Consider the following 11,719-nt stretch of genomic DNA (forward strand, 5'->3'; position numbering starts at 1 on the left):
TTTGAAATAGAGCTTTACAAACTATATAAGTCTATTCTTTTTCTAATTTTTCTGTTTGATTAAATATGTTTTTGTCCTGAATCAATTCGTTGATTATTTCAGAAACTTCGATAAAATGTTTCAGTTTTTCGTCAGAAACATGTTTTCTAATCGTTTCATTAAATTTCAGAACCGTATTTTTAGATAAATCTCTTTTTTCTTTTCCAAACTCGGTCAGGTAGATCAAAACACCGCGACCATCAGTTGGATTTTTTTTGCGAACAATCAAACCTTTGTCTTCCATCGATTTTAATGTTCTTGTCAGACTTGTAGCTTCCATACCCATTCTTGGGCCCAAAGCGGTAGATGGAGTTCCTTCTTCCTTGTCAATACTCAAAAGTGCAAATCCTGTCGCCATTGTGGCATCGTATTTTGCAGCTTCTTCGTTGTACATTCTTGATACAGCTTGCCATGTAGCTCTCAAAATATAATCTATTGTTTTCTCTTTCATATCTAACTATATCGATTTCAAATATAATCAAAAAATACTATGCATGCATATTAATTTATGATAAATTTTTGGTTAGTAAAAAAATAACTCTGATTTAGAGTGATTTATGGTTTAATTTAATTGAAATATACTATTCTTTTTTGAGATTTTAACAAAATTGATGCTGTAAAAATCGTTTTATGGTTTTAATTTAAGATAAAATCCTATATTTTGTAAAAAATCATGCGTTTACTTCAGTCCTGTCTTCAGCTTCATAACGAGAAATGGCCCTCTCAAGGATCTTTTTCATACGATTTCGTAAGTTTTCTGGTTTGATAATTTCAATACCATCACCAAAACCTAACAGCATACGTTCCATTTCATAATTAGGCGAAATAAACAAATGCACGATAATACTTTTGTCCTCATTTTCTTTAATAAGTCTTTGGGTATTGTGCAAAGGTTTTGTCAAAACATAAGGCGCGTTTACAGCATCGATCCAAAGTTCAATTTTTCGTGGCGGCAAACCTGTATTCACCGTAACGCCAATTATATTTTTATAGTAAAGTTCCGCATCAAAATCTTCTTCTAAATAGGGAAGGTTAAAATCATAATCTATGGCTATAATTCTGTCAAGCGCCAAATTGGTAATCGGCTGAGAACCTTTTTTCTTCCCCACCAAAAACCATCTGTTATTAAATTCCTTCAGAATAAAAGGATGAAAATGAAATTTAGCTTCCTCTCTCGATTTAAACGATTTATAAGTAATTACCAAAACAATTTTTTTGATAATCGCCTGATATACTTCATCCAGATAATGCAAACCCTTCAATCCTTCGTTTTTGTCCAGGTAAATAACTGGTTTCGTATGCGATTTCTCCGCATAGATTTTATCCTCCAGTCGCTGTAAAATATCCGATACATCATTAAACAAAGAAAAATCCTTAAACTGTTTGAGCATCGAAACTGTTTCCGTCAAAACATTCATATCCGTTTCCGTCAGCGGAATATCGGTTATCGAAAATTCATCATCCTCATATTTATAATACTTTTTATCATACACCACAATTGGCGCATTATAACCCAGTTTCTCACTTCGCATGAGCTGAATATCCATCTGAATCGTTCGTTTGCTAATTGGATTTTCGCGGCCTTCATATTCAAACAAAGCTTCAGAACAGCATTCTATTAAATCCTCCAGAGTCCATTGCCTGTATTTATTCTGCAGGCATTTGTCAATCGTTTTGTACCGTATTAAGGCGTTTTTGTTTTGTGACATTATGTTGTTTTTGCCGCGAAGGCACTAAGACTCAAAGTTTTTATTTTTAAAGGAACAGATTGTGGATTAAAAAGGATTTTTGTCCCATTTTTAATCTTTAATAAAAACTTTGCGACTTTGTGACTTTGCGAGATTTAATTTTTTAGCTTAATAACTTTATTTCCTGTTCAATATTAATTCGCGCTTTCTCTTCATATAAACCCCTAAATTCTTCCGTCTGAAAAATAAATTCATTCTCCAGAAAATGTTTCAAGGCTTTTGCACGTCCGGGTTTGTAGAGAAAATCAGGATAAATGCTATATTCTTTTCGAATCTGTTCAAAGTAAATCTGATATTCATTCCAATCTCGGGCGAGAATCTTCAAATCAAAATCTATTAACCAATTGATATCTTCGATTGTATTGTGCTGATGAAGTTGAGTCGCACAAATTGCATCAAAAACCAATTGTTTATCGAGTTCTATATTTTCAGGCAAAATCGAAAAAGCATATTCGGCACTTTTGAGTTCATTGTCTTTTTTGCTGCTCTTATAAATATAATCGTGATAAAAAATAGAAAATAATATTTCGTTTGGAGATTTGAGTCTGTCAAAATAAGTTTTATAACATTCAATCATATCCTTTATATGATTGAGATTATGATAATGTCTTGATTTTTGCGAATAGGCCTTTTCTACATCCAGCCATTTTTTCTGAATATCATTTGCTGAAAAGCCAATATTCGAAAGTAATTCAGAATAAAGTTGCTGTAAATTCATATTGTTTTTTACTCAAATTTAAAATTCTTTTTTTACTACGCAAAATAATTGCGCATTGCAATCGAAATCTTTGTTTAGAAATAAAAACAAACGTTCATAGAAATAAAAAATAGAATAAAGCAGGTCAAGTTTGAGTTACTTCGAAAACTTTCCACGTACACACTTACACCATTACCTTTTTATTCAAATTAAAAATGAAGCAGTAGCTCAGCGGTTAGAGTAGGTAGTTTTGAAATTATCCATAAAGGTCAATCAAAACTTACTTCGTACATTTCTAATGTCCGGGTCGTGGGTTCGAATCCCATCTGCTTCACTATTAATGGTCAATTAAAACTTACTTCAGAAAATTGGTAAACTCCGGTTCGAGTCCGGCGAGTTTTAAAATCACCATTAATAAAAAAAACGAGGGTCAAGATTAACTTACTTCTGGGGAAACCCACCAAACTGTCACTTTGAATCAGTTAATCAATTATCGTCAAATTTCAGGTCAAGTGTTTCTTACTTCAAAATCTTTTAGGTAGAACCAGAAACGCAATTATCTAAATTTTAAAAATTAAAAAAATGAAAACACAAGAATTATTAAAAATCAGTTTGCGTCAAAACGCTATTTTCATTCCATCAGAAATGATTGCGAATGATATCAAAAAATTATCAGGATCAACATCGGTTTTAGTAGCCAATGTTTCAAAGCTCGGATTTACGTTTTCCGAATCGTTATTACACGCTTTAAATAATGTAAATCCGAATTATAAATTAGAGGTTTTAGAAATCTTAAAAGATGTTTTAGGAACAGATAAAAACTGGGCGCCTTTGGTAAAAGAATGGCATATTCCGACAGGAGAAACTGTTTTGGATCATGTTGCCACTTTTTTTGCAAATGTTTTTCAAACTAAAAACGGAACAACTTTACAATGCGGACATATTATTCCAGATAACACATTTGCTTTAGAACGATACAATGGTTGTCCGTTTTGCGGAACTCCGTTTGAATTTGGTAAAATCGAAAACTTTGGACAAGGAAGCAAATTAAAAGCATTGGATTTATGGTCAGATAAAAAATTGGAAGATTTCTATATATCATTATTGCAATCTAAAACCGCACTAGACGCTACACAGGCAGATAGTTTAAAAATAGCATTAAAGAATTTGCCTTTACCAAAAGCAGATATCGCGATCAAAGAAACTTTGATGTTGGTGATCGATGTTTTAATCGAAGAAGGTCAGGCCGAAAAAGCCTCTCAGTATTTTAAATCACCAACAGATATCTTACGATATTTATGGTTCAAGAATACAGGATTGTTGCAAATTATCGAGCCAAAAACGATTATCAAAAGAACATCAAAAAATGCTCAGCACTTTTTTAATGTTTTGGATACAAGTGCGCAGGCAAAAATTGCCTCTCAAAAAGATTTGAAATTGAAATATTCCCGAAAAGAATGTTTGATGGTAGCCAATTGGTTGAATAATCTGGATATGGATGTGGAGACAATGTGCGAAATCATGCACCCAAAAAGAGGGATGTGGGTTCGTTTTATAAGAGCGTTACGTTTGGCAGAATACAGCAAAAGAAAAGGCTTTGAAAAATTAGCTTTTTTGATGGATGTATTTTACAACCAGGTGTACGACGTTTGGCAAAGTAAAGTAAACACATCACGATTGAAATTTAATGCCGATAAAACATTTGCATTATTAAAACAACGTCCGGGATTGTTTGCACGTTCGTTATTCTCGAATATGCTGTGGTTTGGTGCAGACGAAACTGTGTTGCATTTTACAGAGATTATCGATAAAGTTCCTGCCAGATTGGTGTTTACTTTGAATATGTATGCTCAAAATTATTTTGATAAAAACATGCAAAGAAGCGTGAAGCCTTTGGGTGGAACCAACAAACGAATTGCACCAAATGCATTATTGAATTTGTACGACGAAGCGCAATTAGAGGCGATGAAAAATCAAATCGAAGCGTTGTGTTTGTTGGTGATGAAGAAAAGATTTGCCGCAATTGCAAACCCAAACAAAACGATCTATATCGATCCGCAATTGTTTAATATGCCAGTTTCGATTGGAGATAGAAGCGAAAACGTTCAGGATTTACCGGTAGCTTTAATGGGAACACGTTTCCCAGTTGAAGGTAACGAAGTGAGATTGTTCATGCAATGGGGGACAGGTTTACCGGCACAACATCTTGATATGGATTTAAGCTGTCATATTGCGTATGAAGATAAAGCCGATATATGTTCTTTCAGCCGATTGGAAACTGTTGGTTGTCAACATAGCGGTGATATCAGAAGTATTCCTGCGAAAGTGGGAACAGCTGAATACATCAAGATCGATATCGCTAAATTGGCGAAAGCCAACGCAAAATTTGTGACTTTTACCTGCAACGCTTACAGCAACGGAAGTATCACACCAAATCTTGTCGTAGGTTGGATGAACAGCAAACATCCAATGAAAATCTCCGAGAAAACCGGAGTAGCATACGATCCGTCGTGTGTTGATCACCAAGTTCGTGTGACGCAAAATGTTGCAAAAGGTTTGGTTTTTGGAGTGTTAGATGTAGCCAAAAGAGATATCGTTTGGTTAGAGATGACCTTTGGAGGACAAGTTGTTCAAGGTTTGGATTTTAAAGGAGTCCAGGCGTTATTGGCAAAACTAAGCAGCAAATTGAATATTGGTAGTTTGTTACAACTCAAAGCGGAAGCCCAGGGTTTAAACATTACCGAATATCAAAATGCCGATGAGGTTTACGATGCACAATGGGCGATAAATGCTGCGGCAGTTACGCAATTATTAATTGATTAAGGAGGAAAGGGGGCAAAGGGACAAAGGTTTAATGTTTCACGCAGATTTAAAAGAGATTTCAGCAGATGAACGCAGATTATTTATTAAAAAATTCTTTTAGATCTGCTGAAATCTCTTTTAAATCTGCGTGAAATAAATACTACGCAAAATAACTGCGCACTTCTATAAAACCTTTGCACCTATGAACCTCTGGAACTTTATTCCTTAAAAAATAAAAAATCATGAATACACAAATAAACGGTACAGATATACTAGAATTAGGATTCCCTGAAGGAAAAATAATCGGGATTGCCTTAAAAATAAATAGTAAAAGACACGGGTTGAAGCGTGATGAAATGATCACCAATTTCAAGAACGTTCTTGAAACACCTGAAAATTATATAGACGATGCTATTTTTAGCAAACTGGCAATTGCTTTGATCGAAAAAGCAAATGAAAAACCAGAAGATTTTATCGCATTAAACCAAAACCCGAATGCATATTCTGCTTACGGATTAGATCATATCGAAGACGGAGCGAGAAAACAAATGGAAGTAGCCATGAAATTGCCCGTTACCGTTGCCGGAGCTTTAATGCCGGATGCGCACCAAGGTTACGGATTGCCAATTGGCGGGGTTTTAGCGACTAAAAATGCTATTATTCCGTATGGAGTTGGGGTTGATATTGGTTGTCGAATGGCGTTATCGGTTTATGATATTGCAGAAGATTTTTACTTTGAAAACGAAGCCAAATTCAAAAAAGAATTAATTGCCAATTCGATTTTTGGAGCAGGTCACGGTTTTCATGGACAATACAAATCAGATCACGCGGTTTTAGAAAACGATGCTTTTAATATGACTCCGTTTGTGAAGCATTTAAAAGATAAAGCCTGGTCACAATTGGGGTCTTCGGGAGGTGGAAATCACTTTGTCGAATTCGGAATCATGGAATTTGCAAAAGACGATACGGTTTTAAATATCCCAAAAGGAAAATACGTGGCTTTGTTAACGCATTCTGGTTCACGTGGGATGGGTGCCACAATTGCCGGACATTATACTAAAATGGCAAAAGATGTTTGTAAACTTCCGGAAGTGGCTAAAAATTTAGCCTATTTGGATATGAACTCCCAATTGGGTCAGGAATACTGGATGGCGATGAATTTGGCGGGAGATTACGCTTCGGCTTGTCATGAGATTATCCATAACAAAATGGAACGCGCTTTGGGAGCAACGATTTTAGCCAAAGTCGAAAACCATCATAATTTTGCCTGGAAAGAAATCTGGAACGGAGAAGAAGTGATCGTGCATAGAAAAGGAGCAACTCCAGCCGGAAAAGGCGTTATGGGAATTATTCCGGGAAGTATGACCGCGCCGGGATTTTTGGTGAGAGGAAAAGGCGAGGAGAACGCCATAAACTCAGCTTCGCATGGAGCAGGAAGACAAATGAGCCGAACTCAAGCCATAAAAAACATTACTAAAACCGAAATGAAATCGATTTTGCAATATCACGGGGTTACGCTTATTGGAGCAGGTCTTGACGAAGCCCCAATGGTCTATAAAGATATCAATCAGGTGATGGAAGCGCAACAGGATTTAGTTGATGTCGTGGCGAAGTTTACCCCTAAATTGGTGAGAATGGCAGATGACGGAAGTCGAGAGGATTAAGTTTTAGTGATTAGTCGTAGTGGCAGTTTGCAGTGTAGAGGCGCACAGTAGTGCGTCTAACACAGCGTATTCTCATTTTATGTCATTTCGACGTAAGGAGAAATCACACGCGGGATTCGATAGAGATTGGCGACATTCTGTGTGGAGTTTCTAGTGTGATTTGCTTCGCCTGTTTGCTATCTCGGGTTGCAGATTTCAGCAGATTTAAAATGATTTTTTTAAATAATTTGCGACCATCTGCTTCAATCATTTTAAATCTGCGTGAAACAAAAAAACTTAGCGTCTTTACGTGATTAAAAAAAACAGACATGGAAATACTAAACAGAGATTTCGAAATACTCACAGATTACATCCTGACCTTTCATTTTTACAAATATCTAAATATCGATCTAATCGAAGACTGGGCAATCGAATTGATCAATTCAGGTTATGAGAGTGAAGCTATTTATAATTTGGCGTGTTTCTATAAACCAATTGATTCTTATGAAGTTCAGCCTTATCTGGAAGCCATTCTCTTAGAATTAAATCTAACGACAAAAAACGAAGAGGAATCAGAAAAATGCCATATAAGATATTTTCTCAATAAAATAATGAAACATGACGATGTGAGAGGTAACCTGAAAAGATTGCTGTATATCGATTACGATTTTAATAAAGATATACATATACTTGATTTGTATTCTCTTCAATATGTTTGGGATGATCTGTTGGCAGGCGAAGTCTATTGGTATAATAAAGATTTTAATCTGGATAATATTGAACAAGAAGTTATAGTACTGGCCAAAAAATGGCTTAATGAAAATTGAAGGCTCAAAGGTTTACCCTCATTTTATGTCATTTCGATGCAGGAGAAATCACACTCGGGATTCGACAAAGATTGGCAACATTCTGTGTGGAGTTTATAGTGTGATTTGCTTCGTCTGTTCGCTATCGCTCGAAACTCCTGCGTAGAAATGATAACTTTGTGGTAATTTTAATCGCAAAAAAAATTTTCACGCTCCAGATAGCTATCGGGATTGCAGATTCAGCAGATTTTTAAATAATCCTTTAATCTTATTAATCTGTGGCTAAAATAAAAACTTTGCGACTCTGCGACTTTACGAGATTAAAAACAAAAAGCTTAGCGCCTTAGTGGCAAAAAAATAATAATAATTAACACAAAGAATAAAAAAAACTTTGTGTCTTAGTGCCTTTGTGGTAAAAAACAAAAAGATGAATTATATAGATATAGGAATTAATTTAACCAATAAACAATTCCACAACGACATAGAAGATGTCATACAAAACGCTTTAGATGCCGATGTATCGCAAATGATACTCACCGGAACAAGCGTAAAAAACAGCAAGGCTTCTGCCCAAATGGCAAAAGAATATCCCGGAATATTACATGCAACAGCCGGAATTCACCCACATGATGCGAAGAGTTTTGATGCGCAGAGCATTTCGAGACTTCGGAATTTATTAAAACAGAAACAGGTAGTTTCGGTAGGCGAGTGCGGACTCGATTTTGATCGTGACTTTTCGCCCAGAAATGTACAGGAAACCTGTTACAAAGCGCAATTAGAATTGGCGATCGAAGTTCAGAAACCTTTGTTTTTGCACGAAAGAGCTGCTTTTACAAGGTTTATGAGCATTACAAAAGACTATTTGCCACAATTGCCAAAAGCCGTTGTGCATTGTTTTACCGGAACTTTGCAAGAAGCCAAAACCTATCTCGATAACGGATTTTATCTTGGTTTTACCGGAGCAATATCCGACAGTAAACGTTTTGATCATTTAAAAGAAGTGATCCAGTACGTACCACTGGACCGAATGATGATCGAAACCGATGCGCCGTTTATGCTGCCGAAAAATGTCCCGAACAGCCTTTTGAAGAAATACCACGAACGCCGTTGCGAACCTGCTTTTCTGCCTTTTGTTGCAGCAACTGTAGCGCAGTTTAAAGGAGTTTCGGGGATTATAGTTGCGGAGGAAACGACCAGGAATACTAAAAGCTTTTTTGGAATTTAGAATTGGAATTTAACTTGTTTCTAACCACAAATTTGCAATTTTATCTTGTGAGTTTGTGGTTTTTTATTTGTTAATTTGAAGTCATATTACAACTCATATACATACCGAAAAACCAATTAATTTTTAGCAGTTTAACCAAAAAAAGATTGATTAATGACTTATAAATCAATATACTTTCAAAGTAAAAAAATAATTCTTCTTGCCTTTATTCTCTTAGTATTTTCATGTAAAAAAGAAGTGAAAACAGTACATAAAAAAAGTACTAAAGACACGGTTTCGGCTGTAGAACCAGAAGAAGAAAAAGTAATTCCGACCGAAATAGAAGGTAAATTTTTAAAAAGGCTTATTAACGAAGAAATTGGCGAACAAAAATATAAGGAAATGCAAATATCTGAATCTCCTTATTACGTTTCGTTTGCAAATGATGACGATCCTTATACCGTTTCTTTTTCGATTTATGAAAAAGCTGATTTTAATAATGACCGAATCATTGATTATCTAATTCACAGATCATCTGAAGGAATGCTGGGTGGAAATGCAAACACTAACGATGAGTTTATTTTTTACATTATGAAAGATGAAATTAATGAAAACGAATCTCATAGTATTCTGGGATATGCTCCTTTTTCATACAACATAATTGACGAAGCAAATTTTGTTGGTAATAAATTTAAAATTAAGGTTACACAAAATTTCAGAACGTATTCAAGTTCGGTAGAAGATTTAAAATCGACTTCATTATCATTTATATATAAGAATGGAAATCTATACGAAGAATCATATTTGTCAAAATGTAAATTGGCAAAATTGAAATCTAAAACTATTTTTAATGATATTCCTGGAGTAGAAGAACGTACCAGAAGTATTGAAATGCATAATTACACCGAAACTATTGAAGAAATATATAAAAAGAATGATACTCTAATTAATGCCAGCGTAGGTGGCTGTGATAATTTAACATTAGAGTTTAATACGTTTTATAAAGTAGAACCGGATAAAATAAATAATACTGAATTTAAAAAAGAAACTGCTTTACAATTATTAGAATTTTTAGCTAAAAATACTCAGTTTTCAAAAGAAATTAATGTTGCAATAAGCTATTATCAGAACAATCCTTTAGACAACGAATATATCGAAAAGATAAAAGGATACGGATTTAGAGTTTTAATTGATAAGGATGACGACCGTAAAGGGCAATTGAGGTTTTTAGTTCAAATTGATAAAATAGAAAATCCATATCAAAAAGAGAATTGGGAAATAACTATACGCAATAAAACTGCTCCGCCGGATAATGAAGATTACTAAATAGCGATGTTTCCTAAAAATCCGGATAAATCAGCGTTTTCGCGAAAGCGAATCCGTATAATCTGCGTCTAAAATCGCCCAATCAGGGCGATTTTTATTTTTATATAAAAGTATAATTTCTAAGAAATGACCATCTTCACTCCCAAAATATGCTTGCAAATTCCTCTTTTGCCCTGATAAGCCGTAAACCAGTCGCAGGTACATCTTTGCGAATTATTGTCGATAATTACTTTGTGTAAAACGCCCGAACCTTTTACTTTGGCTTCGATATAATCAGCTCTTCGTTCGACGATTTGGATGTCTTCGTTGTCGATTAGTTTTTTGGCATTTTTAAGTCTTGGGTTGAGCGATAAAATACGTTCGGTTTTAAAAGGGAGACGACGGTAGAAATGCGCTTTTTCGCTTAAATCATAACCCAATAATCCCATCGAGGATAAATTCGAAGTCAGATTGTCCATCGTGCCAAAATCGATATCATTTTCGATAGAAAACATCGTGGGGTCAAAAGTTTCATTCGATTTAAGTAAACTGTTTAATCCGTAAACCCATTCTATAGGTAAGTTTTCGGTCATGGTTTCGAGTACATTTCCTTCGCCCGAAAATCCGCGGTATGAATCTGGAGAAAAAGCCATTAGAAGCTGCATTTTTCCAAATTCGGCCACAATCGCACAAGTTTGTTTGTCTGACGATTCGTAGATGAAAATTTTATCTACAATAGCCAGAATTCCTTCTAACAAACGCAAACGCTGCACGCCGCCAATTCTAACGCTATCGGCTGTAGCCAAAGTCGAAAACATAAATTTTCCGGCTCTTTTGGTGATGAAAAAATCACCTTTTACAGTTCCTTTTGGTAAACTCTGAAACAGCTGAATCGTCTGAATTTTATTCAATTCAAACTTAATATCCATATCGGCCAGATACAACTGCACGCTTGTTAAACCTTTTATCCAGCGCATGGGTAAAGTCACTTTTTTCTCTGTCACTTTTGCTTTGCTGGTAATGACCTGAACATCCTGCTGACCAACGGCAAGGGTTACTTTTTCGTTTTTCTGAATCGCATTTAAGGCATTCAGCATTGGGTCATTAAAATCGACATTCGTAGTTCCGTTCGCGATAAATTCTCCGTCGATGGCTTCGGGTTTCATGTCCAGTCGCACATAAACGCCATTGCAGGACGAAAAACCTTCGAAACGCAAGCGCTCAGATCCTGCCGAAACGATAGGATCACGAAGACTTGGCGGAATGGGACCAAAACTGGAACGAACCACTTTGGCAATCGTAGTCCAGCATTTTGCGGTAACATAAGGATCTGTCAAACTTCCCCAGAAAAAACACGGAATGTTATTGACTTCTTCAATTTCGGTTTGGTGTGCCAAAACCAGATTGTTAATGCCTTTGGTTTTACTGTAAGTCGAAATTCCTTTATAATTATATTCGAGATCTGTCATTTTTCT

The 11,719-nt window shown here is 35.4% G+C and carries 9 protein-coding genes and 1 tRNA gene; 6 read left to right on the plus strand and 4 right to left on the minus strand.

Annotation, left to right across the window (positions count from 1 at the left end; genetic code table 11):
* Positions 1-31 precede the first annotated feature (31 nt).
* The 3 genes from GIY83_RS02040 to GIY83_RS02050 all read right to left on the minus strand — a co-directional run bounded on the left by GIY83_RS02040 (position 32) and on the right by GIY83_RS02050 (position 2,505).
* The gene (locus GIY83_RS02040) at positions 32-490 is read right to left on the minus strand and encodes a MarR family winged helix-turn-helix transcriptional regulator (RefSeq protein WP_194615770.1); all 459 of its coding nucleotides are present in this window, start codon (positions 488-490) and stop codon (positions 32-34) included.
* Positions 491-710: 220 nt separating this feature from the next.
* Positions 711-1,748: a YafY family protein gene (locus tag GIY83_RS02045; protein ID WP_194615771.1), complete on the minus strand. Its 1,038-nt coding sequence runs from the start codon at positions 1,746-1,748 to the stop codon at positions 711-713.
* 142 nt (positions 1,749-1,890) lie between these two features.
* A complete protein-coding gene (locus GIY83_RS02050; protein WP_194615772.1) occupies positions 1,891-2,505 on the minus strand; it encodes a hypothetical protein in 615 nt (204 codons plus the stop codon).
* Between the two features lie 196 nt (positions 2,506-2,701).
* Between GIY83_RS02050 and GIY83_RS02055 the strand changes: the two genes are divergently transcribed.
* From GIY83_RS02055 to GIY83_RS02080, 6 genes are all read left to right on the plus strand, one after another.
* Positions 2,702-2,818: transfer RNA gene (locus GIY83_RS02055), tRNA-OTHER, on the plus strand.
* A gap of 248 nt (positions 2,819-3,066) precedes the next feature.
* On the plus strand, positions 3,067-5,307 hold the full coding sequence (locus GIY83_RS02060; RefSeq protein ID WP_208684394.1) for a hypothetical protein: 2,241 nt from the start codon (positions 3,067-3,069) through the stop codon (positions 5,305-5,307).
* A gap of 221 nt (positions 5,308-5,528) precedes the next feature.
* Entirely contained in the window at positions 5,529-6,950 is a 1,422-nt protein-coding gene (locus tag GIY83_RS02065) for an RtcB family protein (protein ID WP_208684396.1), read from the plus strand.
* 308 nt (positions 6,951-7,258) lie between these two features.
* Positions 7,259-7,756, plus strand: a complete 498-nt coding sequence (locus tag GIY83_RS02070; protein ID WP_194615775.1) for a hypothetical protein — start codon at positions 7,259-7,261, stop codon at positions 7,754-7,756.
* 406 nt (positions 7,757-8,162) lie between these two features.
* On the plus strand, positions 8,163-8,960 hold the full coding sequence (locus tag GIY83_RS02075; protein WP_208684399.1) for a TatD family hydrolase: 798 nt from the start codon (positions 8,163-8,165) through the stop codon (positions 8,958-8,960).
* A 237-nt stretch (positions 8,961-9,197) separates the two neighbouring features.
* Positions 9,198-10,265 carry a hypothetical protein gene (locus GIY83_RS02080; RefSeq protein WP_194615777.1) on the plus strand — a complete coding sequence of 356 codons (1,068 nt, stop codon included), beginning with the start codon at positions 9,198-9,200 and terminating at the stop codon, positions 10,263-10,265.
* Between the two features lie 119 nt (positions 10,266-10,384).
* On the opposite strand, the gene GIY83_RS02085 is transcribed toward GIY83_RS02080, so the two are convergent.
* Positions 10,385-11,713: an SWIM zinc finger family protein gene (locus GIY83_RS02085; protein WP_194615778.1), complete on the minus strand. Its 1,329-nt coding sequence runs from the start codon at positions 11,711-11,713 to the stop codon at positions 10,385-10,387.
* Positions 11,714-11,719: the final 6 nt, after the last annotated feature.

Origin of the sequence: Flavobacterium sp. SLB02, assembly GCF_009664855.1 — a bacterium.
GTDB lineage: Bacteria > Bacteroidota > Bacteroidia > Flavobacteriales > Flavobacteriaceae > Flavobacterium.